The organism is Rhizobium lusitanum, from assembly GCF_014189535.1.
GTDB classification, from domain to species: Bacteria; Pseudomonadota; Alphaproteobacteria; order Rhizobiales; family Rhizobiaceae; genus Rhizobium; species Rhizobium lusitanum_C.
Map to the genome: position 1 here is coordinate 2,655,001 of NZ_CP050308.1, position 24,149 is coordinate 2,679,149.

A 24,149-nucleotide genomic window follows, 5' to 3' on the forward strand; every position below is an offset into this window, starting at 1 on the left:
GGGAAAAGGATCGAAGCCCGTTGGGCTTCGCAAGGCCAAGGGCCGTCACCGCTTATGCGGTGTAGGTTCAACGCTTTGGTGGCTGGTGAAACACTTCAGGTTTCTAGGTATTATCATAAGGTATCTACACCTGAATAAAATAGGGTGTAAGAAGCGAACGCAGGGAACTGAAACATCTAAGTACCTGCAGGAAAGGACATCAACCGAGACTCCGCAAGTAGTGGCGAGCGAACGCGGACCAGGCCAGTGGCAATAAGTGTTAAAGTGGAAGAACCTGGAAAGGTTTGCCGTAGAGGGTGATAGCCCCGTACGCGTAAATACACTTATTGTCCTAGAGTAGGGCGGGACACGTGAAATCCTGTCTGAACATGGGGCGACCACGCTCCAAGCCTAAGTACTCGTGCATGACCGATAGCGAACCAGTACCGTGAGGGAAAGGTGAAAAGCACCCCGACAAGGGGAGTGAAATAGAACCTGAAACTGGATGCCTACAAACAGTCGGAGCCCGCAAGGGTGACGGCGTACCTTTTGTATAATGGGTCAACGACTTAGTGTAACAAGCAAGCTTAAGCCGGTAGGTGTAGGCGAAGCGAAAGCGAGTCTGAATAGGGCGATTTAGTTTGTTGCATTAGACCCGAAACCGAGTGATCTAGCCATGAGCAGGTTGAAGGTTGGGTAACACCAACTGGAGGACCGAACCCGCATCTGTTGCAATAGATTGGGATGACTTGTGGCTAGGGGTGAAAGGCCAATCAAACTCGGAAATAGCTGGTTCTCCGCGAAATCTATTTAGGTAGAGCGTCTGACGAATACCCCCGGGGGTAGAGCACTGGATGGGCTATGGGGACTCACCGTCTTACTGATCCTAACCAAACTCCGAATACCGGGGAGTACTATCAGGCAGACACACGGCGGGTGCTAACGTCCGTCGTGAAAAGGGCAACAACCCTAACCTCCAGCTAAGGTCCCCAAGTCATGGCTAAGTGGGAAAGGATGTGAGGATCCCAAAACAACCAGGATGTTGGCTTAGAAGCAGCCATCATTTAAAGAAAGCGTAACAGCTCACTGGTCTAGTCAAGGGTCTTTGCGCCGAAAATGTAACGGGGCTAAAGCCATGCACCGAAGCTGAGGATTTGCGAGCAATCGCAAGTGGTAGCGGAGCGTTCCGTAAGCCTGTGAAGGGGTACCTGTGAGGGGCCCTGGAGGTATCGGAAGTGCGAATGTTGACATGAGTAACGATAAAGAGGGTGAGAGACCCTCTCGCCGAAAGACCAAGGGTTCCTGCTTAAAGTTAATCTGAGCAGGGTTAGCCGGCCCCTAAGACGAGGCGGACACGCGTAGTCGATGGGAACCACGTTAATATTCGTGGGCCTGGTGGTAGTGACGGATTGCTTAACTTGTACACACTTATTGGATTGTGTGTGCGGGGACGCGGTTCCAGGAAATAGCTCCACCGTATAGACCGTACCCGAAACCGACACAGGTGGTCAGGTAGAGTATACCAAGGCGCTTGAGAGAACTATGTTGAAGGAACTCGGCAAATTGCACGCGTAACTTCGGAAGAAGCGTGACCCTTATATACGCAAGTATGTGAGGGTGGCACAGACCAGGGGGTAGCGACTGTTTACCAAAAACACAGGGCTCTGCGAAGTCGCAAGACGACGTATAGGGTCTGACGCCTGCCCGGTGCTGGAAGGTTAAAAGGAGGGGTGCAAGCTCTGAATTGAAGCCCCAGTAAACGGCGGCCGTAACTATAACGGTCCTAAGGTAGCGAAATTCCTTGTCGGGTAAGTTCCGACCTGCACGAATGGCGTAACGACTTCCCCGCTGTCTCCAACATAGACTCAGTGAAATTGAATTCCCCGTGAAGATGCGGGGTTCCTGCGGTCAGACGGAAAGACCCCGTGCACCTTTACTATAGCTTTACACTGGCATTCGTGTCGGCATGTGTAGGATAGGTGGTAGGCTTTGAAGCAGGGACGCCAGTTCTTGTGGAGCCATCCTTGAAATACCACCCTTATCGTCATGGATGTCTAACCGCGGTCCGTTATCCGGATCCGGGACAGTGTATGGTGGGTAGTTTGACTGGGGCGGTCGCCTCCGAAAGAGTAACGGAGGCGCGCGATGGTGGGCTCAGACCGGTCGGAAATCGGTCGTCGAGTGCAATGGCATAAGCCCGCCTGACTGCGAGACTGACAAGTCGAGCAGAGACGAAAGTCGGTCATAGTGATCCGGTGGTCCCGCGTGGAAGGGCCATCGCTCAACGGATAAAAGGTACGCCGGGGATAACAGGCTGATGACCCCCAAGAGTCCATATCGACGGGGTTGTTTGGCACCTCGATGTCGGCTCATCGCATCCTGGGGCTGGAGCAGGTCCCAAGGGTTTGGCTGTTCGCCAATTAAAGCGGTACGTGAGCTGGGTTCAGAACGTCGTGAGACAGTTCGGTCCCTATCTGCCGTGGGTGTAGGAATATTGACAGGATCTGTCCCTAGTACGAGAGGACCGGGATGGACATATCTCTGGTGGACCTGTTGTCCTGCCAAGGGCATAGCAGGGTAGCTACATATGGAATGGATAACCGCTGAAGGCATCTAAGCGGGAAACCAACCTGAAAACGAGTGTTCCCTATCAGAGCCGTGGTAGACTACCACGTTGATAGGCCGGGTGTGGAAGTGCGGCAACGCATGAAGCTTACCGGTACTAATAGCTCGATTGGCTTGATTGTTCTCATTGCCGCTGTTCATCTCACGGACGAATGCAACGCATTCGTCCGCAATGAACGCCAAAGACGTGTTTAAAAATACAGGCGAAAGCCTGCCAGCTTCTCAATTAAAGTTGCGCTTTGCCGACCTGGTGGTTATGGCGGGGTGGCCGCACCCGTTCCCTTTCCGAACACGGCCGTGAAACGCCCCTGCGCCCATGGTACTTCGTCTTAAGACGCGGGAGAGTAGGTCGCTGCCAGGTCTGCAAAACGCAACTTCAAATCTTCTCATCACCAAGCGGCAAAAGCCGTGTTACAATAGGCCGCTACAAAGCGGCCTTTGTGCTTTCCAAAGGACCGTCACGGTTCTGAAATATCAGGTGGGTTGACCCTGAAAAGGTGCCCGCCTAACACGAGACAAATCCTTTGGATTTGCTCGGATGACGCAAGTTGGTAAACCAACTTGCTCAAGCTTCGACGAACCCTTCGGGTTCGCTTTGGTGACGCGGGGTGGAGCAGCCCGGTAGCTCGTCAGGCTCATAACCTGAAGGCCGCAGGTTCAAATCCTGCCCCCGCAACCAAACCTTCCAAAATCAAGACAAAGAGACTCCCCGATAAGGCGGATGTCGCCGGTTATGATAATGCGGTCATTCTCAGGAATGTTATCGCTCCCAAAAAGATCACATAATCATCCGAACAAAGCCGCCTGGTAAAACCAGCGGGCTTTTTGATGTTTGATGCAATCGGAAATGCCCGTCCGAGATGCAGCTACTCGCAGCAAAACCAATGCGTCACACGCTACTGCCACAGCGGCAAAGCCGGACAACAAAACCAAATCTTCCAAAAAGAAAAGCTGCGATAAACAATAGCCCGCTCCGCGAGCTTTCTTGCATTCTGGGTAGCCGTATTGCGCCGGGGAAATAAGGAATGCGTTAGAAAGCATTGCCGTTTTTAAGGTGTAGACGAGGTACCGGAGTATCTGATTGAAGTCTTAATTAAGATATATGAGCGCAGCGCAATTAAGATACTTTATTTTGACTACTCATCAACGATATTGAAAACCAAGACATGCAGATTCCGTACTGACAATGACCAAATCTCCGAAATTTATGTTTGATGATTAATTAACATTGTTTGGTTACTTTTAGCATTGAGTATTGGCGGAGGATCCGGGCATGGCATTGATTCAGCATAAGATTATCGTTGCAAGTGTGGCGATTTTCGCTTTGGCCGGGGGCGCCACGGGCGTCGGGCTGTGGTCGGCGACAACCTTGGCGCAGAACAATACCGAGGTCGCCCGTTCATCACAGGTGCTCCGCAACCACATGCAGGCGGACATGATGCACGACGCGCTGCGCGCAGACGTGCTGGCATCGCTGCTGGCGGCCAATCCGGCGGCGGGAATAGGCGCCGATGCGGTGAAAGCGGATTTGACGGAACATGAGACGTCGTTCCGTGACATGATCGCCGCGAACAAAAAACTGGCAACCGATAAGACCACGCAGGATGTCCTGGCAAAGATCGAAGCGCCGCTTCTTACCTATATCGATAGCGCCACGAAGATGGTCGATCTTGCGGCGAAGGATCAAGCGGCGGCTCTGAAGTCGTTGCCAGACTTCATGAACCAGTTTTCCGCCCTTGAAACGGCCATGGAACAGGCCGGAGAACAGATAAGCTCGGTATCGGAAGCGACCGCCAAACACAGTGCTGATACGCAGGCGCTCGTCGATACGCTCATGAAGGCTCTTCTGGCGCTGGCCGCGTTATTTTCTTTCAGCCTCTATTGGCTTACGCGCAAGACCGTCACCAAACCGATCCTTATGCTGTCCAATGACATGCAGGCACTGGCTGATGGCAACACCGATATCGCCTCTACCGCTATCGGCCGCTCGGATGAGATCGGCACTATGGGTTCGGCCGTCGAAGTCTTCCGGCAGGCGGCAATCGCCAACAGGAAACTCGAGCAGGACGCAGAGGCAGCTAGAACGCAAGCCGAAGCCGACCGGATCGCCGCCAGAAGGCAGGCAGATGAGGAGGCGGGGGAGCGACTTCGCGCCGCGACGTCTGGTCTCGCAGCCGGGTTGAAGCGGCTTGCTGATGGCGACCTAGCATTCCAGCTCACAGAACCGTTCTCACCGGACTTCGAAGCGCTTCGGCAGGACTTTAACAGTTCGGTCAAGCAGCTTGGAGACGCGCTTGGTGCAATCTCGACCGGCATCGCGGCGATCGATGATGGCACGCGGGAGATTTCCTCAGCGGCCAACGATCTTTCCAAGCGCACCGAACAGCAGGCGGCTTCGCTTGAGGAAACAGCGGCGGCCCTTGACCAGATCACCGCCAATGTGTCGAACTCGAGCAGCCGCACCGAGGAAGCCCGCACTGCGGCGACGCAAGCCAATCGCAGCGCCGCAAAGTCCGCCGAAGTCGTATCGCATGCCGAGGAAGCGATGCGTCGCATTGAAGCGTCTTCGCAGCAGATTTCCAGCATCATCGGGGTGATCGACGAGATTGCTTTCCAGACCAACCTTCTGGCGCTGAATGCCGGGGTCGAGGCCGCGCGTGCTGGGGAAGCGGGCAAGGGTTTCGCAGTCGTCGCCCAGGAAGTGCGAGAGTTGGCGCAGCGCTCGGCGCAGGCGGCCAAGGAGATCAAGGGGCTGATTAAGAAGTCATCTTCGGAAGTTGAAAGCGGCGTCAAGCTCGTGCTGGATACCGGCATGTCGCTGAAGACGATCGGCGAACAGATCGCAGAGATCAACCAGCATATGAACGCGATCGCGACATCCGCAAAGGAACAGTCCACCGGGCTTGCCGAAGTCAATACAGCTGTCAATTCGATGGACCAAACGACGCAGCAGAACGCGGCCATGGTTGAGCAATCGACCGCAGCATCAGCCAGCCTCGCCATGGAAGCCGTCAAGCTTCGCGATCTGGTGTCTCAGTTCAAACTGCAGGCGATGGCCTCCGCACAATCCACAGCACTTCGGCAGACGGCACGCGCCATGGCAGCACCTGCCTGGCAGGGCAGCGGTATCTCCGCGCCTCGACCAAGGCGGGCTGCCGTGACAGGGAACGGCGCATCGGCCGTCGCCAATGCCCAAAACGAATGGGAAGAATTTTGAGAAGGACGGGTCAAAGTAGCAGGCGATAATCCCAGCCTCCGCCGCCTCGCGAGCAAAGGAGACGTCGCCTTGTCATGAGGCTGCCGCCTAGGCTCTGATCGTCAGCCTGCTACCCGTCCTTGACTATCGTCCTTTGTATTCCGGCAATCCGGCGCACAAGTCTGAGCCGTCTATCGCTCTGGAGCCAGAACGCAGCATTGCTCCGGCATCGGTACGAGCATCGCCGTACTTCCCGCAGCCATAGGCTCCGACAAAGCCCCGTTGGCGACGATATCGCCTGATCGTGTCGTGCATTGATACTGATAGGCACGACCGAGATAAGTTCTTGTTCCCAGAACCGCGGGAAGGCCCGCGCCCTCGCGCCGAACCGCAAGTCCGTCCGCGCGGCAGGCGAGAATGAAGGTGTCGGGGATCTCTCCGTAATCGTCCTGCGAGAGCGTCATTCTGGCACCGCCCTTGGCTTCTGCCGTCACCGATGCGCCGTTGCGATCGACAACCCGCATCGCCAGCAGGTTCTCAAAGCCGACAAAGCGGGCGACGAAGGCGTTGGCTGGCTTCTGATAGAGGACTTCCGGCGTATCGAGCTGCATGATGCGGCCGGCATTCATGATGGCGACGCGGTCCGAAATCGAAAAGGCCTCTTCCTGATCGTGGGTGACGTAAAGCGATGTCGTGCCGTTGGCGCGTTGCAGCTGGCGGATCTCGACGCGCATGTCGATCCTGAGCTTGGCGTCGAGATTGGAAAGCGGCTCGTCAAACATCAGCAGTGGCGGTTCGATGACGAGGGCGCGGGCAAGCGCCACGCGCTGCTTCTGGCCACCGGACAGTGCCGAGGGTAGGCGATCGCCAAAGCCCGAGAGCCCGACGCGTTCCAGCATCTCCCCCGCCTTTTTCGAACGTGCCGCTGAAGCGATACCCCTCTGCTTCAGGCCGAAAGCGACGTTTTCAAGGACGGTCAGATGCGGGAAGAGGGCGTAGTTCTGAAACACCAGGCCGATATTGCGCGCATGAGCCGGAAGCCGCGTCAGGTCCTGATCGCCGAGACGGATCGTGCCGCTTGTCGGCTGCAGGAAGCCGGCGACCAGGCGCAGTGTTGTCGTTTTGCCGCAGCCGCTGGAGCCGAGTAGCGAGACGAGTTCGCCGGCGGCAATGGATAGCGATAGGTCCTGCAGCACGGCGGTGTTGCCGTAATGGGCGGTAATGTTTTCGATGGAAAGCGATACGGTCACGAGCGGCTACTTTGTCAGGAAGGTGAGGCCCAGCGTCGCCTCGACGATCGCCATGACGCCGACGGTGACCAGCATGAGAAGCACGGACACCGAGGCGATCGTCGGATCGAAGAACTGTTCCATATGGGCAAGGATCTGGATGGGAAGCGTGGAAATGCCCGGCCCGGTCAGGAAGACCGAGACGGAGACATCATTGATCGACGTGATGAAGGCAAGGATGAAGGCGGCGATGACGCCCGCGCGGATATTCGGCAGCACGACCGTCATGAATGTCTTTACCGGCGGGCAGCCGAGGCTGATGGCCGCTTCCTCGATGGAGAAATCGAAGCTGGCGAGGCTGGCGCTCACCACCCGCACGGAATAGGGCAGGACCAGCAGCGCATGGCCGATCAGAAGGCTGGCGAAGATCGGCAGATCGAGGCCGATGGTGATCGACTTCATCAGCGAAAAGCCGAAGACGATCTCGGGCACCAGGATCGGCAGGATAAACAGCGTCGAAAGCCAGCTCGGCAGCTCCAGCCGGTAGCGGCTGATCGCATAGGCGGCGGGAATGCCCATCAAGAGCGAGAGACCTGTGCCCAGAAAGGCCAGTTCGAAACTGGTGACCGCTGTCGTGCGGAATGCCTCGATCTCGAAGATATTCCAGAACCAGCGCAACGTCAGGCCCTGCGGCGGGAAGGTCAGATAGCTGGTGTCGCTGAAGGCCGAGCCGATGATGATGACGAGCGGCGCCAGCAGGAAGAAGAACACGCAGACGGTAAAGGCGATCAGCAGGGGATGGACGCGCTGTATCATGATCACACCGCCATCGGGTTGAGGCGCCGGGCAATGCGGCTCATGATCAGGACGATACCGATGGTCACGACGACCATGATTGCGGCGATAGTCGAGGCGCCGACCCAGTCGAAGGTCACCATGGCGCGCTGGTAGAGGAAGGTCCCCATCGTCATCTGCTTCTCGCCGCCGAGAAGCTGCGGGGTGGCATAGGAGGTGAAGCTTCCGGTGAAGACCAGCACGGCGCCGACGATAAGGCCGGGGGTGGCAAGCGGCAGGATGACCTGGCGGAAGGTCGCCGCCGGCGTTGCGCCAAGCGACGTTGACGCCTGGATCAAGTCCTGCGGGATGCCTTCGAGCACGCCGACGAGGGTGAGGATCATCAGCGGCACGAAGAGATAGACCATGGCGACGATGACCGAACCCTCGCTATAGAGCATCGAAAGCGGCTCGCTGATAACGCCGACCGACAGCAGCATGGTGTTGAGGATGCCGTTCTTGCCGAGGATGATCAGCCAGGCGAAGGAGCGCACGACAACGCCGGTCAGGAGCGGAAAGACGGCGGCGATGATCATCACGCTCTTTGCCCGGCCCGGCATCTGGGCGATGACATAGGCGGCGATGAAGCCGACGAACAGCGAGATCACCGTGGTAATGAGAGCGATCTCGATCGTCCGATAGAGAACGGTGCGGCGAAAGCCGCTGTTGAAGAAGGCGACATAGGGCGAGAAAATCCCCTTCGGCTCCATGAAGGTCGCGGCGATCGTGATGACCACCGGGACGACCAGAAAGAGCACGACGGCGACCATCGCCGGCGCCGCCAAACCCCATTTTGCAAGATGCTTCATTGGTCAAATTCCGCTAGGCAGACCATCACATGCCGAAGATTTCATTCCAGCGATCGATCCAGTCCGACTGGGCAGCGTTCAGCTTGGCATAGTCGATGCGGCCGAGCTTGGCGATCATGTCGGCGCCATAGGTCCAGAGTTTCGCCTGCTCCGGCGTCAACACGACCTTGGTGGAGACCGGCGCATCGACGCCCTGCGCGGCTTCGGCCTGCTGGACATCCTTCGAGAGGATAAAGTTGATGAACTGATGGGCCAGTTCAACATTTTCCGAACCCTTGGGAATATTGACGGTGTTGAGGGTGGCCATGTCGCCTTCCTTGAGGCTGGCCCAGGTCATCGTCGGAACGGCAGCCTGCATCGAAGCCAGCGTGAAGTCTTGCGCCAGCGCCACCTTGGCCTCGCCGGTGGAAATCAGGTTCACCAGTTCAGAGCCGGTATTATAGTTCTTGACGACGTTCGGCTTCAGTGCGGTGATTGCTTCGAAAGCCTTGTCGGTATCCTCAAAGGCATCGGCGCCCGCATGCTTGCCGGCTTCCAGAACCGTCAGTGGGCCGGCGGTGGTGGTGATGCCCGGTAGCGTGACGGCCGATTTCAGATCGTCGCGCCAGAGATCGCTCCAGGAGGTGATCGGCGGATTGACCTTCGCCTTGTCGTAGACGATGCCAACGCGGCCGATCGTATAGGCCGGGCCGTAATTGCCCTGCGGCGCCTTGGCCAGATCGTAGAGATCGGCGATGTTCGGAAGCTTGGCGCGATCGAGCTCTTGAAAGAGCCCTTGCTGGATGCCGATCTGCGAGTAGCTGTCGGTGAGATAAATCACATCGACGCCCTTGCCGCCGCGAAGCTTCAGCTTATTGAGGCGGTCAGCATTGTTGCCGGTTTCGAAGACGACATCGCAGCCGCAGATCTTCTTGAAAGGCTCGATGATGTTGGCCTTCATCTTCTCGCCATTATAGCCCCACCAGGAGATGGTCAGCGTCGTCGCCTGGGCATAAGCCGGCGGCGCGACGGCTATTGCCGCGAGAACGGCAAGACGCGCGACGCGGGACAGGGTGAGGCCTTTCATGATCGAAATCCTTATGGTCAGTGAAATCGGAACTGGGTGTCTGGATGCTGGGATACTATTTTTCGAGCATGGGGTTTACAAGCCTAAGAATTGAGCAAAGCGTCGCTTTCGACAAATCTTCGTCGCGTGCTGAATGAGCGGCGAGATATCAGCCATACCTATTTGCAAATCGCTGAGATGATTCAGCTTTCCCGCAATTTTGACCATGCGCTTTACACATTCTGTCGTCGGTTCTACGGTCGCGCCACCGAATTTCTCGCAGGCATTCTCCCGATGGCGTCCTTGCCCACAAATCTTCCCGACGATCTGCTCATCAATGCGGCCGACGAGGTGCTTATCCGTCAGGACCTGACGCTCACCGCGCTTGGCCGTCGGCCCGCAGACAGGCTGCTCAGGGTAGGCCGGCTTCTGGATGTCCATAGTCGTACCTGGCTGGAAGACCAGGAGATCGTGATCAAGGGACGACGTGTCGCCTATGTTGGTCCCGCCGGCAGCTACACGGGAGAGGTTACCGAGCGCCTATCCGAGCCGCATCTTGCAGCCGTTCCGGGCTTCGGTGAGGCGCACAAGCATATTGAGAGCTCGCATCTGACGCCGGAATGGGAGGCGGCGCTGGTCATGCCGCATGGCGTCACCTGGACCTGCGAGGCAAGCCACGAGTTTTCCAACGTCAACGGCCCGCGCAATCTGGAATTCTGGCTGGAGGCACGCCGGCGCGGATCGCCGATGAAGATTTTCCCTCTGCCCGGTTCCGCCGTGCCGCCGACGGCTTACGAATGGGGCGGAGGCCATTTCGGCTATGACGAGCAGAAGGCGTTTCTTTCCGAAAGCCTGATGGTTGCCGGTCTCGACGAGGTGATGGACTGGCCCTCGGTCAGCAATCCGGAGAATCCGGCTTACGATCGTCTCTGGGGCATGATCCGCGCCACTTTCGAGCAGCGCGGTGTTGTCGAAGGGCATGGCGCCGGGCTGCGCGATCTTGCCTCGATCAACGCCTTTGCCGGCGCGGGTCTCGCCTCGGATCATGAAGGCTGGTTCCTGGATGAAATATGGGAAAAGCTGACCCACGGCCTTTTCATCGAGCTTCGGCCGCATTCGCTGCCTGAGGTGATCAAGGGGCTGATCGAGAAGGGCCTTTCCGACTGGTCGCAGATCGCCTTCGTGACGGATGACCGCAGCGCTTCGGATACGCTGAAGATGGGGGCGACGGATTATAATGTCCGGCTTGCCATCGAAAACGGGCTGGCGCCGGAAATCGCCATTCAATGCGTGACGATCAATCCGGCGCGGCATATGCGGCTGACGCCCTGGGTCGGCTCGATCGCGCCTGGCCGTTTTGCCGATATCGTGCTTTTGGACGATGTCGAGACGCTGTCGATCGCCAAGGTCTGGGCGGATGGCCGTCCGGCTTCGGTCGGCAAGAGCTTTGTCGGCGTCCGCCCCGAGATCGCTTGGCCGGATTGGGCGACGAAGACGGTGAAGATCGACAGGATCGTTCTGCCGGAAGATTTCCGGATCGCAGCACCCTCGGATGCGCCGACAGCAAAGGCAGCACTCCTGCGCCCCTTCCATTGGGCCGATGATTTCATCACCATGGACTTGCCGGTTGCGGACGGCGCGGTCCAACGAGACCATGACCGCAACGTTACCAAATTTGCGATCGTTGACCGCTTCTCCGGCGAGGCCAAGGTCGCCCGCATGTTCTGGCTCGGCACCGGGCCGCGCACGCCTGATACGGCGCTCGGCGCCACGCTCGGGCATGACAAGCATAATATCTGGGTCGTCGGTTCTTCCGACGAGGCGATGGCAATGGTCGCCAATGCGCTCAATGAACAGCAGGGCGGCTGGGTGCTGGTCTCCGGCGGCAAGGTTGTTGCCCGCGTTCACTATGAGGTTGGCGGCCTGATGACGGCACGCTCGGCCGAGGAGCTGGATGCGGAAATGCAGATGCTTTACGCGGCCGGTGCGAAGATCGACTGGATGTACGAGCCGACCTTCTCGCCGCGCTGGTGGCCGGGCTTTCCGGAACGCCTTTCCTTCGCGACGCTCACCTGTGCACCCTGGCGCTGGGTACTGGTCGCGCCGTCCGAAAGGGCGCCCGAGGGCTTCGTCAATGTCGCGACCGGAGAGACGCATCCGATCGTCTGGTAAGGAATATCCGGCCCATTGAAATGAAATATCCCATGCGGGCGATCGGGCGTAGACGTGTGCTTCAGGTTCGATTCCGTTGTCATTGTGGCTGATGGCTTGACGCTCAGGGTCTATCCCGTAATTATCCGTTTGGTTACTAATGTCGTAGCTGAGTCGACATGCCTGAAGGTCAGGTGCGTCTCGGTCCGTGACGTATACTCACATCGAGGAACCAAGCGGAGGAGGCTTCGGTGACCGACGATCTCAAAACGCCGAGGATGACACTCGCATTCTCCACACTGGGATGCGCGGAGCTGGAGCTGGACGAGGCGCTTGCCTTGGCGGCGCTCCATGGCCTCGATGCGATCGAAATCCGCGCGCTTGGCGGCACGATCGATCTGTCGGCCTATTTCACCGAACGGTTCGGTACGCCCGCAGGTCTGGCCCGGGTTCTCGATCGTTCGCCTGTCGCCGTGTGTGCTCTCAATACGTCGCTGCGTCTTGTCGGCGCCACGCCGGAGGCGAAGGAGGCGTTCCTGCGCTATCTTCCCTGGGCGGAAGCGGCGGGCATCAAATCGCTGCGCGTTTTCGACGGCGGTACCACCGGCGATGCTGGGGAGCTCGCCGAAGCCCTGTCGATGCTGGACTGGTGGCGCGAGACGGCGCGCCGCGAGGGTTTTGCGGCGGATATGGTGGTGGAGACGCATGATGTCCTGGTGCGGACAGAGACTATCGGCCGTTTTCTGGAGGCGGCGCCCGACTGCGCCCTGATTTGGGATACCCACCACACATGGCGCAAGGGCGGACAGGATCCGGTCGAAACCTGGAGACAGGTCCGTCACAACACGCGTCATCTCCATGTGAAGGACAGCATCTCGAAGCCGAGCGAAAAACTGCCCTATAGCTATGCGCTTCCGGGCACTGGTGAATTTCCGATGGCGGGATTGCTCTCCGTGCTTGCTGCCGATCGCTACGACGGTGTCATGAGCCTGGAATGGGAACGCCTGTGGCACACGCAGCTTCCGCCACTGGATCTGGCGCTTCACGAGGCCCGCAAGACAGACTGGTGGCCCCGGTTCAATCTAGACGAACCGCTCTCAAGTGGTTCTGCGCGCTAGATTCGTCGCGCCTTGTCTGCCCATGGCGCATTTTCGCGGCAATTGAATCAATAACAAGGAAAACTCGCTATAATTGAATGTTTGCAAGAGTTGCTTTATTAGTGTATTAGCATAAAGTAACGCTAAATATTAAAAGCGCTATCAGTCTTGGGTTGATTATCGTTTTCAGTGCAATATTTCCGGCTCGTTGCAGGGGGACCCCATTGGGGTTGGAGGGTGTCTGGGAGATGAAAAAGACGAATTTTGGGTGCCACGAATCCCATGCATCGCAGTCGTTTTGGCCGTTTTCAGGCCTGGCGCTTTCCTATGGAATTTCCGCTTTCTGCCGATCCTTCAGCCATCGGAGGCTTGATGTCCGCTAGGAGAAAGCAGGCGGACAGCGCCCACAACACCCTGATTTTAAAGGCGATTGCTGATGGCGGCCTGAACTTTGCCGTGCAGAAGATCCACAAAATCGCGACTATCGAGGAAATCCTCTACGCCGAGAGCCTGGCGCGCGTGACGGATGCCGAGGGCGTCGTTCACACGGCGGGCAGCTTCGTTCCGCAATTGGACGACTGTTTCGATCTCGACCTGAGAATCCTGGACATGGTTCTGTCCGCGCTGGCGGCGGACACGACGCTTATACTTGGCTGCAACCTGACCGCGCCAATCTCTCCGCCCAGGATCGATTCGCCGATATCTTCAGCCGAATCACCCGTCACCCGGAGTTGACATCGCGGCTCGTCATCGAAATCACCGAAACGCATCCGCTTGTCGGCGCGGCCATCGAACGGCTGAAGATGATCCGTGCGCTCGGCTGCCGCATCGCGATCGATGATTTCGGCGTCGGCTTCGCGACCCCGGCAACCCTGCTCCAGGTCTCGGCCGATATCGTCAAGATCGATGCATCTTTCGTTCGCGACAACAGGCCAGGCCGCGATGGGCGCGACAGCCTGTATCACATGGTCGGTTTTGCGTCCTGCATCGCGCCGACGGTGGTGGTCGAGGGCATCGAGACAGAAGCACAGTTCGAGGCGGCGCGCGCGGCGGGCGCGACGCATGTGCAGGGCTTCCTGCTGTCAAGACCGGCCTGGTTGCCGCGGCCTCGGCAGGAGCAGAGCAAATTTAGCTTGCGGGGTGTTGAATGATGAAGCGCCCTTCCTTCGCGCGGGATTATGGTTTCGCCGCCGTCATGGCGGTGGGTGACATCCAGGCGCAGGCGCAGGCGCGGCTCGACGTCTTGTTCGAGGAATTGCGGGACCTGTTTTCCGATGCCGGCAACACGCCGCCGGTTGTGCTTGTGGGCGGGAGCGATCCGCATATCGCCATTCGCGCTGGATCGCGCAATATCTCGGCACGGGTGACGATCGACGCCGAAAACGGCCTCTATGTCTTTTGCGAGCTCGACCGCGCCGCCGGCATTGTGTTAGCGACGGCGAGCGAGGAGCGGCTGATCGATGAGATCGTCGCGCACCTTTCGGCCGGGGATGACGACCTTGTGCCGCGCACGATCGACAGCGCCGTCGGCATTCTTGTCGGCCAGACCATGGAAGATGTCGAGCGCAAGCTCATCCTGCAGACGCTCCGTCACTGCAGCGGCAATCTCACCCACACCGCCTTCATGCTCGGCATCTCCCTCACGGCGCTCTGCGGTAAGCTGGCCGTCTATTTTCCAGACACCGCAAAGGATCTTTCCAAAGGTGCAACCGGTGTTGCGCGTACGGCGGAAGGAGACCGGAGATGAGTGTGGCCATTCTCAATATAGCGGGCGATCCCAGCACGCAGACGAAGGCATGGGTGATGACATGACGCAATCACGCGAGGCGAAGCACGCCGGACCAAATGAGATTCGGGAAACGATCATGGACGCTTTCAGCAGCAAAAAAGACCTGGCCCAACTTCAGACGGGTAGCCTGTCCGATGGCTGCGTCAAGATTGTGTCGGCCTATGTCAGCCACAACACCGTCCCTATCGGCAATCTTTCCAAGCTGATCACGGATGTTCACGAAGCGCTGCAGGCCCTGGACGGGACGGCGCCTTCGGTGGAACGGACGAAGCCGGTTCCGGCCGTCGATCTCAAGAAATCGGTGACGAACGACTACATCATCTGCCTCGAGGACGGCAAACGCTTCAAGACGCTGAAGCGCCATCTGCGCGTCCACTACGGCATGACGCCTGAAGAGTATCGGCAGAAATGGGGTCTCGCTCCGACCTATCCGATGGTGGCGCAGAATTATGCCAACCGTCGCTCGGAGCTCGCCAAACTCTCCGGCCTTGGCGCCAATGGAAACAAGAAGGATAGTGTCCGCTAGAGAATTCCAGGACAGTGTACTGCGGTTTTCCGTAGCAAGCGACACGGCGGCGATGCCAACGATGACGGAAAGCAACAAGGATAATGGCGCCCTGCGAGGGGGCGCCATTATTTTTGCGTTATTGCACTGTCAAAATCACCGTGATCGGGCGGCGGCCGATCAGAACACCTGGCGAAGCACGATGAAGAGCGTGAAGGCCAGCGCGATGGAGACGGGCAGCGTCAGGATCCAGGCCATCAGCATGTTGCGGACAGTCGACCATTGCAGTCCGGAGCCGTTGGCGGCCATGGTGCCGGCGACGCCCGAAGACAGGACATGCGTGGTGGACACCGGCAGGCCAAGATGGTCGGCGGCACCGATCGTCAGCATGGCGACGACTTCGGCGGCCGCACCCTGCCCGTAGGTCAGATGCGTCTTGCCGATCTTCTCGCCGACGGTGACGACGATGCGCTTCCAGCCCACCATCGTGCCGAGACCGAGCGCCAGCGCCACGGCGACCTTGACCCAGAGCGGGATGAACTTCGTCGCGTTGTCGACGGCGGCGTGATACTGCGTCACCGCCTTCAGGTCATCTGCGCCCATAGCCAGCAGCTTGCGCTTGTCGATCAGCTTCAAGGCTTCGCCGATCAGGTAGATGTCGTTGCGCACGTTGCCGACGAGACCGTTCGGCAGCTTCTCGACCGAAGGATAGGAGGCGATTTCGATGCCGGTGGCATGGATATAGGCCTGCAGTGCGGGCGTCGTGGCGTCGGTCCAGGTCTTGTTCTTCACCGCGTCGCTGACGGCAGCCTTCGGATCGGTGGGAGCAGCGACGCCTGGCTTCACATATTTGCCGAGGACGGCCTCGACCTGTGTGGAGGCGGCCTTGTAGGCTTCGAGATAGTTGATGTCAGGCGTGCGGTTGAGCGCAAAGGCGGTCGGTACCAGGCCGATCAGGATGAGCATGATCAGGCCCATGCCCTTCTGGCCGTCATTGGAGCCATGGGCGAAGCTGACACCGGTGCAGGTGAAGATCAGCAATGTGCGAATCCACAGCGGTGGCGGCGCATTGCCCTTCGGAGCCTCGTAGAGCGCCTTGTTGTGGATCAGCGCCTTGGAGACCAGCAGCAGCAAGGCCGCCAGACCAAAGCCGATCAGCGGCGATAGAAGCAGGGACAGCCCGACACTGCTCGCCTGCGACCAGTCGACACCGCTGGTGGCGGAACCCGCGGGCGCAAGGAACTGGTTGGCAAGACCGACGCCGATGATCGAGCCCACGAGCGTGTGCGAGCTCGATGCCGGCAGGCCGAGATACCAGGTGCCGAGGTTCCAGACGATGGCTGCGATCAACAGCGCGAAGACCATGGCGAGACCGGAACCGGAGCCGACCTGGAGAATCAATTCGACGGGCAACAGCGCCAGAATGCCAAAGGCGACGGCGCCGGAAGAGGTCAGCACGCCGAGAAAATTGAAGAAGCCCGACCAGATGACCGCAAATTCGGCCGGCATCGAGCGGGTGTAGATGACGGTGGCGACCGCGTTGGCCGTATCGTGGAAGCCGTTGACGAATTCGAAGCCCAGCGCGATCAGCAGGGCCAGGCCGAGCAGAATCCACGGGACAGTCGCGGCTTCGGCCAGATCATTGCCGAGGGCATAGCCGACATAGCCAAGACCTCCGAGCACGACCACGCCGAAGAGCGGCAGAAACCACTTGGCGGAACCGCCCGCGCCGTGAATTGGATGATTGGCATTGCCACCCTCCGCATTGCTTGAAGCGACATCGACCATCTCACGCACTCCCTATGGCGAATAACATTTCCCCTTTAAGCGCGGTTGATGAACCTCTCGTGACGCATACGGAGATCTTCCCGCACGCATTGGCTGGTCGCGCGCTCGCGCGGCTCATCGAAAGCGTGTTGCTCGTTAAGCGCTAATATTTGCGGAAGATACCACAACTTCCCGTTCAACATCCTGATTTCGCCGCGAAAACGCCTTGTTCGGTTCAGCCGGCGTTCAGCTCCCCGGGCCTTAAATTAGCGTGTAAGGGACTTGGATAGAGGTCTATCAAAATGAGATTATCTGTATTTGCCATCGCTGCCGTGCTCGGTGGACTAGCCATATCTTCGGCAGAAGCAATGCCCGTTCCCGCCGTCGGGTCCACACCCGCTGTCGGGACCGTAGCTGCGGCGCCGGTCGTCAAGGTCGATTATGCCTGCGGCCGCGGCTGGCGTCTGACACGTTGGGGTGAATGCCGACCGAGACGCATGGGTCCGCCGCGCGGCTACGGTTGGGGATATGATCGGCCGCCACCGCCGCGCGGCTGGTATGGCCATCGCCCTCATCGCGATCGATGGGAACGTGACGGCTGGCGCGAGCGCCGCCGGGATTGGTAAAAAACAAGACACCCCGCCGTCAGGTCACGGCGGGGTGTCGTTTATTCTATCGCAAGCGGTTTTGTCCGCAGACCACGTGCGGTCCACCACATGCTGACCGCGAGTGCCAGTAGCGCCAGCAGGATCGTCGTCAGGCTTTTGGCATGCAAGACAATGTCTAAGAGCTTTGGCCGGATCAGATCGGCTGTGTTGAAGCTTTCGCCGCTGAACCGGCAAAGAATGAGCGACAGATTGTTCCGCACGAGAGCAGCGTCGATTTCGGAGACGAGATCGCCGGCGGCGACCATTTCGTCCTTCATGGTCCGCATCTGCAGCAGCACCGCCTTGGCGGCGGCGAGATAGGCATGTGAACATTCGTTGAAGGGACTTTCCTCGTCGCTGATACCTCCCGGCATCACGCCCCAGAGGCAATAGCTGCGCTGGATCTGCGCAAAATTCAGCATACGGCGGAAGGTCTCGTCTGTATCCGTTGCCGTCACGGCAAGCGCGACGATACGTCCATAATAGGGATCGATCACCGCCATTTCGCCATGCGTCAGGCTTGGTATTGGAATGCCGGCATGACTCCCGGACGACCCACCGCCATGGGCTGCAACCGGTATCGGCAAGGCCAGCGCCATCAAGCAGATGAGCCAAAGCAGTGCGCCACCGCCCGTCAGGCGTTTCCCGCGCACAAAACCATGCGCGGGATGCGTTGAGCGTATCATCTCAGGCCCGGCGCAGTGCCGTGCGACCATAGCGAACCTGCGGCAGATCGCGCTCGGCCCATGCCCCGAAGGCAAGGCCGAGTGTCGCCCACAGGATGGCGTGCATCCCGAGCGACGTGATCCGGAACTGCCAGAGAACGATAGCCGAGAACTGCTCCGGCACCTCGTTGATCGGCGGCAGCAGATACTGGATCAGCCCGATGAAGACGAAATAGCCGATGCCGGCTAGGATCACGCCGTTCCACGAACCGTAACGCGCTACAAGCCGGCGTCCGAACCCGACTGCGACGATCATGCCGACGATGGAAGCCACGATCATGATGAAGAACAGTTCAGTCCTGGCGCCGATCGTGTCCGGATTGCCGACCGCTGGCGGGTTTGCCGGATATTTGAGGTCGGGAACGAGGGAGATTGCCACGAAAGCCGCGATTGCGAGCAACGCGGCCGTACCGCGTGCGCCGAGCGAGCTGATGCGGCCATAGACAAAGGCAAACACCAGCGCGAACAATCCGCCGACCGCCGTTGCGTAGATCAGGCTGCCGGTGAGGAGACCGACGCCGGCCTGCGTGGCGCGACTGACGATTTCCGGCTCAGATGCTTCCCCGGCGGCAAGCGCCGCCTTTTCCTCAAAGCCGATCGCCCAATCGACGAGTGGTTCGCCGAAGATGCGGGCGTAGATAAAAATGAGAATACCAGCGAGCGCTCCGACCAGCATGCCGCGGAGCAAAAGACGTCCAACCATGTTTTTGATCCCTTAGTGGCAGGGGAAACCGAGCAGATGACGGGCGTCATGCACGAATTCGTGCACATACATGCCCGAGATCAGCGACGTCGCGCCTTCCTCGGCGCCGACGAAGTAGATCGCCAACAGCATCAAAAGACCGGCGAAGATCGCCCAGGGCAGGATTTGGCCGAGTGGGATCGGCGTCGGGATCGCGGATGGTGCGAATACGGTGTCAGACATTTCATTCCCTCTTCAGAAAAGCGCGTTCCATTTGCGGAAGGGTTTTTTACGGGAAGGGTCTGGCTCTCTCGGGGCGGTATCCGCCCGTCGATTACAGTGGCGCGACCGCGCCGGGATTTCACCGGCTTCCACACCCGTAAGTCTAAGTTTATATCTGGCTGCAAAGACGATTGTCAATCAACACGCCCGCTGCCCGCCAGGGTGGTCTCGGCGTATCCGCTCCGAGGAAATCCTATATCATGAAAGCGCATCTCAGCTGGGTTTGCCACGGGCCGACCGAGGCCAACCGCAACGGCCGTTTTCCGGCCGACGAACCGCTGGAGGCCAAGGCCGCGCAGCAGGCCCGGATCCTTGCCGAACAGCTCGAAACGGTGGACCGGGCCTGGTCAAGCCCGGCTCTCAGGGCGCGCCAGACTGCCGCGGCCCTTGGGCTTGACGGCGTGACCGAGCCTGCCTTCCGCGAGTGCGACTACGGTCGCTGGCAGGGCAAGAGCATTGCCGACCTCAATAACAGCGATCCGGAAGCCCTGGCGTTCTGGATGCTGGATCTGGATGCGGCGCCGCATGGCGGTGAGGCATTATCCGCAGTCTTTGCGCGTGTCGGCGGCTGGATGAAGGACCATATCGGCGATAGTGGCCACACCGTCGCGGTCACGCACGCGACCGTCATCCGCGCCGCGATCCTGCATGTGCTGCAAGCACCGCCTTCGGCATTCTGGTCGATCGATGTCGAGCCGCTCGGCATCGTGGAGATGACCAGCGATGGCCGCCGCTGGCAGCTTCGTTTCCCGAACGTCACACGATAGAGCAACTCCAGGAAAAAGTGCGTAAGCGGTTTTCGGTCCGGAATTGCTGGGAAATAATCAGTTAGAGCGCTGAAGCGCTCTAACGATCAGCGGTGAGCTTTGGCCCGCTGCCGTTCGAAGCGGATGAGATAGCCGGCAAGGCCGAGCGTCATCAGGGCAAGCCCGTACCAGGTGATGGCATAGACGAGGTGGCTGTTGTGGAAGACGATCTGCGTCAGACCGCCGACCGGCAAGTCACCAGGTTTTTTCGTGTCGTCCGCATCGATGAAATAGGGTGCGACGTTCTCGAGGCTGCGCACCTCGGCGATCGCGGTCACGTCGCGCGAATACCAGCGTTCTTCCGCCGGCACGTTGGAGCGTAGCAGTGTGCCTTTCGGCTCGTTAATCCGCAGCAGCCCGGTGACGGTAGTCTCGCCGCTCAGCTGGCCGGTGGGGCGGGTGTCTGGATTGCGCTTTGCGGTCGGCACGAAGCCGCGATTGATGACGATGACGGTGCCGTCCGCCTCTCGCATCGGCGTCAGTACCCAGTAGCCGGGGCCGAGTACGGTCGAGGCATAGACCTGCGTTTCCTTGTCGTTGAGGAAGGTGCCGGTCGCCTGGACACGCTTGTATTCATAGCCGCTAGCATCGATGGCGGACCATTCCGCCGGACCGGGGGCGGCGACGGGCGGCGCATGCACGCGGGCGTCGACGCGGGCGATCAGGTCGAGCTTCCAGGACAGCCGCTGCACCTGCCAGGTGCCGAGCCCGATAAGCAGGGCGGTCAACAGCAGAAGCAGGATCACCCAGATGGCGAGCTTCAGCGTCGAGCGCGGTTTTTCAGAAAGAGAGTCGGTCGGGATATCGGTCAAGGCGCAAAACTCCATCGGAGGCGCGAAAAAAGCCGGCGGAAACATCACGCCGGAGAGCGGCGGGCATCCCTCGGGGACGCCCGCCGCTTTGTCACTACGGCATGTTGCGCATCATCTCGGGCGACATGACCATCATGTTGGCATTGAGATGGTGCATGACCCAGAGCGAGCCGGAGAGGGCGATGATCACCAGAACGATGGTGAAGATCAGCGCCATCATGTTCCAGCCACCTTCCGACTTGGTGTTCATGTGCAGGAAGTAGATCATGTGCACGACGATCTGGATGGCGCCGAAGACCATGATCAGCACCGCGGTGATGACCGGATCGGCAAAGACCTTGCCCATGACTAGCCAGAAGGGAATGGCAGTCAGGATGACCGAGAGGACAAACCCCGTCATGTAGCTCTTGAACGTGCCGTGGCTGGCCTCGTGGCCGCCATGCCCATGGCCATGGTCGTGACCGTCAGCAGAATGATGCGAATGATTGGCGTTCGAGCTCATCCGAGAACTCCCATGAGATAGACGAAGGAAAATACGCCGATCCAAACGACGTCAAGGAAGTGCCAGAACATCGACAGGCACATCAGGCGACGCTTGTTCTCGGGGATCAGGCCGTGCTTGGCGGTCTGCACCATCAGCGTGATCAGCCAGACGATGCCGACGGTGACGTGCAGGCCGTGGGTGCCGACCAGCGCGAAGAAGGCCGACAGGAAGGCGCTGCGCTGCGGGCCGGCGCCTTCGAGGATCAGGTGATAGAACTCGTAGAGTTCGAAATAGATGAAGGCCGCGCCGAACAGGCCGGTGATCGCCAGCCACGTCAGCGTTCCCGACTTGTTGCCCTTCTCCATCGCCAGCATGGCGAAACCATAGGTGATGGAGGAGAACAGCAGCATCGCGGTGTTGAGGGCGACGAGCGGCAGCTCGAACAGGTCGGCCGGCGACGGGCCGGCCGCGTAGTTATGGCCGAGGACGGCATAGGTGGCGAAGAGGACTGCGAAGATCAGGCAGTCGCTCATGATGTAGATCCAGAAGCCCAGCATGGTGCTGCCTTCGGGATGATGCTCCTCCGTCAAATAAAATGCGGGGGTCTCGCCGTCCTTGAGAGCGTGTGAGGTTTGGGTCGTCATAGATCTTATACCTGTCCTGCGAGCAGCTTCGTACGCTCGTTCTCGGTCTTCACGACCTCGTCGGCGGGAATGTAGAAGTCGCGCTTATAGTTGAAGGTATGGCCAATCGTCACGACGATCATGGCGGCGAAAGTGATGGCGGCGAGCCACCAGATGTACCAGATCATGCCGAATGCGAAGGCGATGGAGAGAACGCCGAGGATGATACCTGTGCCGGTGCTTTTCGGCATGTGGATCGGGATGAAGCCTTCGGTCGGACGCTTGTGGCCGCGGTTCTTCATGTCCCACCACGCATCGTGGTCGTAAACGATCGGCGTCAGCGCGAAATTATATTCCGGCGGCGGCGACGAGGTCGACCATTCCAGCGTGCGGCCATTCCAGGGGTCGCCGGTGTGATCGCGAAGCTCTTCGCGCTTGATGAAGCTGACGACGAGCTGGATCAGGAAGGAAGCGATGCCGATGGCGATCATCACGGCGCCGAGTGCTGCGATGATGAAGTAGATCTGCAGCGACGGATCGTCGAACTGCGAGACGCGGCGGGTAACGCCCATCAGGCCAAGCACGTAGAGCGGCATGAACGCGAAGTAGAAGCCGACGACCCAGAACCAGAAGGACATCTTGCCCCAGAAAGGATCGAGTTTGAAGCCGAAAGCCTTCGGGAACCAGTAGGCGATGCCCGCGAACATGCCGAACAGCACGCCGCCGATGATGACGTTGTGGAAGTGGGCGATCAGGAACAGCGAGTTGTGCAGCACGAAGTCGGCCGGCGGAACCGCGAGCATGACGCCGGTCATGCCGCCGATCGTGAAGGTGACCATGAAGGCCACGGTCCACAGCATCGGCACCTCAAAGCGAATACGCCCGCGATACATGGTGAAGAGCCAGTTGAACAGCTTGGCACCCGTCGGGATCGAGATGATCATCGTCGTGATGCCGAAGAAAGAGTTGACGCTGGCGCCCGAACCCATGGTGAAGAAGTGGTGCAGCCAGACCAGGTACGACAGGATGGTGATGACCACGGTGGCGTAAACCATCGAGGCGTAACCGAACAGGCGCTTGCTGGAGAAAGTGGCGACGACTTCCGAGAACACGCCGAATGCCGGCAGGATCAGGATGTAGACTTCCGGGTGGCCCCAGATCCAGATGAGGTTGACATACATCATCGGATTGCCGCCGAGGTCGTTGGTGAAGAAGTTCGTGCCGGCGTAGCGGTCGAGAGACAGCAGGGCAAGAACGGCCGTCAGGACCGGGAAGGCGGCGACAATCAGCACGTTGGTGCAGAGTGAGGTCCAGGTGAAGATGGGCATCTTCATCATGGTCATGCCCGGCGCGCGCATCTTGACGATGGTGGCCACCAGGTTGATGCCCGATAGAAGTGTGCCGATACCGGCGACCTGCAGGCCCCAGATATAATAGTCGACGCCGACGCCGGGACTATAGGAGCTACCCGACAGCGGCGGATAGGCGAGCCAGCCGGTACGGGCGAATTCGCCGATGAACAGCGAGATCATGATGATGATCGCGCCGGCCGTCGTCATCCAGAAGGAGAAGTTGTTGAGGAAGGGGAAGGACACGTCGCGCGCGCCGATTTGCAGCGGGACGACGAAGTTCATCAGACCCGTCACCATCGGCATCGCCACGAAGAAGATCATGATGACGCCATGGGCGGTGAACACCTGGTCGTAATGGTGCGGCGGCAGGTAGCCTTCGGAGCCGTTGAAGGCGAGCGCCTGCTGCGCGCGCATCAACAGTGCATCGGAAAAGCCGCGCAGCAGCATGATCAGCGCCAGGATGATGTACATGATACCGATCTTCTTGTGATCGATACTGGTGAACCATTCCTTCCAGAGATAACCCCAGAGGCGGAAATAGGTAAGCGCGCCCAGAAGGGCGATGCCGCCGATCGCGACGCCGATGAAGGTCACGACGAGGATCGGCTCGTGATAGGGGATAGCGTCGAGGGTCAGCCGACCGAAGATGAATTTATAGAGGTCCGGGTTGGAAAACATGGATTGCCTCTGTCCTTATAGATAACTTGTTA

At 59.1% G+C, this 24,149-nt stretch carries 22 protein-coding genes, 1 tRNA gene and 2 rRNA genes (1 of these 25 running past the window's edge); 12 read left to right on the forward strand and 13 right to left on the reverse strand.

Annotation, left to right across the window (positions count from 1 at the left end):
* The 3 genes from HB780_RS26485 to HB780_RS26495 form a co-directional block, all read left to right on the forward strand.
* Positions 1 to 2,726, forward strand: a 23S ribosomal RNA gene (locus HB780_RS26485); it begins 212 nt to the left of the window's first position.
* Between the two features lie 124 nt (positions 2,727 to 2,850).
* Positions 2,851 to 2,965: ribosomal RNA gene (rrf, locus tag HB780_RS26490) — 5S ribosomal RNA — on the forward strand.
* A 241-nt stretch (positions 2,966 to 3,206) separates the two neighbouring features.
* Positions 3,207 to 3,283: transfer RNA gene (locus HB780_RS26495), tRNA-Met, on the forward strand.
* Between the two features lie 107 nt (positions 3,284 to 3,390).
* On the opposite strand, the gene HB780_RS26500 is transcribed toward HB780_RS26495, so the two are convergent.
* Positions 3,391 to 3,645, reverse strand: a complete 255-nt coding sequence (locus HB780_RS26500) for a hypothetical protein (RefSeq protein WP_183690547.1) — start codon at positions 3,643 to 3,645, stop codon at positions 3,391 to 3,393.
* Positions 3,646 to 3,877: 232 nt separating this feature from the next.
* Here HB780_RS26500 and HB780_RS26505 point away from each other — a divergent pair, with 232 nt between their 5' ends.
* Entirely contained in the window at positions 3,878 to 5,821 is a 1,944-nt protein-coding gene (locus tag HB780_RS26505; RefSeq protein ID WP_183690549.1) for a methyl-accepting chemotaxis protein, read from the forward strand.
* Positions 5,822 to 5,991: 170 nt separating this feature from the next.
* Here the strand turns inward: HB780_RS26505 and HB780_RS26510 are convergent, their stop codons facing one another.
* The 4 genes from HB780_RS26510 to HB780_RS26525 are packed head-to-tail and all read right to left on the reverse strand — an operon-like array spanning position 5,992 to position 9,738.
* Positions 5,992 to 7,050 (reverse strand): ABC transporter ATP-binding protein, encoded by a 1,059-nt coding sequence (locus HB780_RS26510; RefSeq protein ID WP_183690551.1) that lies wholly within the window; start codon positions 7,048 to 7,050, stop codon positions 5,992 to 5,994.
* Positions 7,051 to 7,056: 6 nt separating this feature from the next.
* Entirely contained in the window at positions 7,057 to 7,848 is a 792-nt protein-coding gene (locus HB780_RS26515) for an ABC transporter permease (protein ID WP_183697497.1), read from the reverse strand.
* On the reverse strand, positions 7,848 to 8,672 hold the full coding sequence (locus tag HB780_RS26520) for an ABC transporter permease (RefSeq protein WP_183690553.1): 825 nt from the start codon (positions 8,670 to 8,672) through the stop codon (positions 7,848 to 7,850). The genes HB780_RS26515 and HB780_RS26520 overlap by 1 nt, the downstream gene beginning before the upstream one ends.
* Before the next feature lie 25 nt (positions 8,673 to 8,697).
* Positions 8,698 to 9,738: an ABC transporter substrate-binding protein gene (locus HB780_RS26525; RefSeq protein ID WP_183690555.1), complete on the reverse strand. Its 1,041-nt coding sequence runs from the start codon at positions 9,736 to 9,738 to the stop codon at positions 8,698 to 8,700.
* A gap of 273 nt (positions 9,739 to 10,011) precedes the next feature.
* On the opposite strand from HB780_RS26525, the gene HB780_RS26530 reads away from it, so the two are divergent.
* The 6 genes from HB780_RS26530 to HB780_RS26550 all read left to right on the forward strand — a co-directional run bounded on the left by HB780_RS26530 (position 10,012) and on the right by HB780_RS26550 (position 15,280).
* Positions 10,012 to 11,889, forward strand: a complete 1,878-nt coding sequence (locus tag HB780_RS26530; protein ID WP_183697499.1) for an adenine deaminase — start codon at positions 10,012 to 10,014, stop codon at positions 11,887 to 11,889.
* Between the two features lie 230 nt (positions 11,890 to 12,119).
* A complete protein-coding gene (locus HB780_RS26535) occupies positions 12,120 to 12,986 on the forward strand; it encodes a sugar phosphate isomerase/epimerase family protein (protein WP_286203073.1) in 867 nt (288 codons plus the stop codon).
* Between the two features lie 261 nt (positions 12,987 to 13,247).
* Complete coding sequence (locus HB780_RS33250) at positions 13,248 to 13,700, forward strand: hypothetical protein (protein ID WP_286203074.1); 453 nt, start codon at positions 13,248 to 13,250, stop codon at positions 13,698 to 13,700.
* Positions 13,697 to 14,116: an EAL domain-containing protein gene (locus tag HB780_RS33255; RefSeq protein WP_286203075.1), complete on the forward strand. Its 420-nt coding sequence runs from the start codon at positions 13,697 to 13,699 to the stop codon at positions 14,114 to 14,116. Before HB780_RS33250 ends, HB780_RS33255 begins: the two co-directional genes overlap by 4 nt.
* Positions 14,113 to 14,712, forward strand: a complete 600-nt coding sequence (locus tag HB780_RS33540) for a helix-turn-helix domain-containing protein (RefSeq protein WP_286203076.1) — start codon at positions 14,113 to 14,115, stop codon at positions 14,710 to 14,712. The genes HB780_RS33255 and HB780_RS33540 overlap by 4 nt, the downstream gene beginning before the upstream one ends.
* A gap of 118 nt (positions 14,713 to 14,830) precedes the next feature.
* Positions 14,831 to 15,280, forward strand: a complete 450-nt coding sequence (locus tag HB780_RS26550; RefSeq protein WP_286203077.1) for a Ros/MucR family transcriptional regulator — start codon at positions 14,831 to 14,833, stop codon at positions 15,278 to 15,280.
* Positions 15,281 to 15,439: 159 nt separating this feature from the next.
* Here the strand turns inward: HB780_RS26550 and HB780_RS26555 are convergent, their stop codons facing one another.
* The gene (locus HB780_RS26555; RefSeq protein WP_183690559.1) at positions 15,440 to 17,047 is read right to left on the reverse strand and encodes an inorganic phosphate transporter; all 1,608 of its coding nucleotides are present in this window, start codon (positions 17,045 to 17,047) and stop codon (positions 15,440 to 15,442) included.
* A 281-nt stretch (positions 17,048 to 17,328) separates the two neighbouring features.
* Here HB780_RS26555 and HB780_RS26560 point away from each other — a divergent pair, with 281 nt between their 5' ends.
* Entirely contained in the window at positions 17,329 to 17,652 is a 324-nt protein-coding gene (locus HB780_RS26560; RefSeq protein WP_183690561.1) for a GCG_CRPN prefix-to-repeats domain-containing protein, read from the forward strand.
* Positions 17,653 to 17,693: 41 nt separating this feature from the next.
* Here the strand turns inward: HB780_RS26560 and HB780_RS26565 are convergent, their stop codons facing one another.
* The 3 genes from HB780_RS26565 to HB780_RS26575 are packed head-to-tail and all read right to left on the reverse strand — an operon-like array spanning position 17,694 to position 19,323.
* Complete coding sequence (locus tag HB780_RS26565; RefSeq protein ID WP_183690562.1) at positions 17,694 to 18,359, reverse strand: hypothetical protein; 666 nt, start codon at positions 18,357 to 18,359, stop codon at positions 17,694 to 17,696.
* 1 nt (position 18,360) lies between these two features.
* Positions 18,361 to 19,101: a CbtA family protein gene (locus tag HB780_RS26570; protein ID WP_183690564.1), complete on the reverse strand. Its 741-nt coding sequence runs from the start codon at positions 19,099 to 19,101 to the stop codon at positions 18,361 to 18,363.
* A 12-nt stretch (positions 19,102 to 19,113) separates the two neighbouring features.
* Positions 19,114 to 19,323: a CbtB domain-containing protein gene (locus HB780_RS26575; RefSeq protein WP_042473599.1), complete on the reverse strand. Its 210-nt coding sequence runs from the start codon at positions 19,321 to 19,323 to the stop codon at positions 19,114 to 19,116.
* Between the two features lie 239 nt (positions 19,324 to 19,562).
* Here HB780_RS26575 and HB780_RS26580 point away from each other — a divergent pair, with 239 nt between their 5' ends.
* Entirely contained in the window at positions 19,563 to 20,129 is a 567-nt protein-coding gene (locus tag HB780_RS26580; protein ID WP_183690566.1) for a histidine phosphatase family protein, read from the forward strand.
* An 86-nt stretch (positions 20,130 to 20,215) separates the two neighbouring features.
* Here the strand turns inward: HB780_RS26580 and HB780_RS26585 are convergent, their stop codons facing one another.
* The 4 genes from HB780_RS26585 to cyoB all read right to left on the reverse strand — a co-directional run bounded on the left by HB780_RS26585 (position 20,216) and on the right by cyoB (position 24,117).
* Positions 20,216 to 20,995 carry an SURF1 family protein gene (locus HB780_RS26585; RefSeq protein WP_183690569.1) on the reverse strand — a complete coding sequence of 260 codons (780 nt, stop codon included), beginning with the start codon at positions 20,993 to 20,995 and terminating at the stop codon, positions 20,216 to 20,218.
* 79 nt (positions 20,996 to 21,074) lie between these two features.
* Positions 21,075 to 21,482: a cytochrome o ubiquinol oxidase subunit IV gene (gene cyoD / locus HB780_RS26590; protein ID WP_183690571.1), complete on the reverse strand. Its 408-nt coding sequence runs from the start codon at positions 21,480 to 21,482 to the stop codon at positions 21,075 to 21,077.
* Positions 21,479 to 22,108 carry a cytochrome o ubiquinol oxidase subunit III gene (gene cyoC, locus HB780_RS26595; protein WP_183690573.1) on the reverse strand — a complete coding sequence of 210 codons (630 nt, stop codon included), beginning with the start codon at positions 22,106 to 22,108 and terminating at the stop codon, positions 21,479 to 21,481. The genes cyoD and cyoC overlap by 4 nt, the downstream gene beginning before the upstream one ends.
* Positions 22,109 to 22,113: 5 nt before the next feature.
* On the reverse strand, positions 22,114 to 24,117 hold the full coding sequence (gene cyoB, locus HB780_RS26600; protein ID WP_183690575.1) for a cytochrome o ubiquinol oxidase subunit I: 2,004 nt from the start codon (positions 24,115 to 24,117) through the stop codon (positions 22,114 to 22,116).
* Positions 24,118 to 24,149 lie beyond the last annotated feature (32 nt).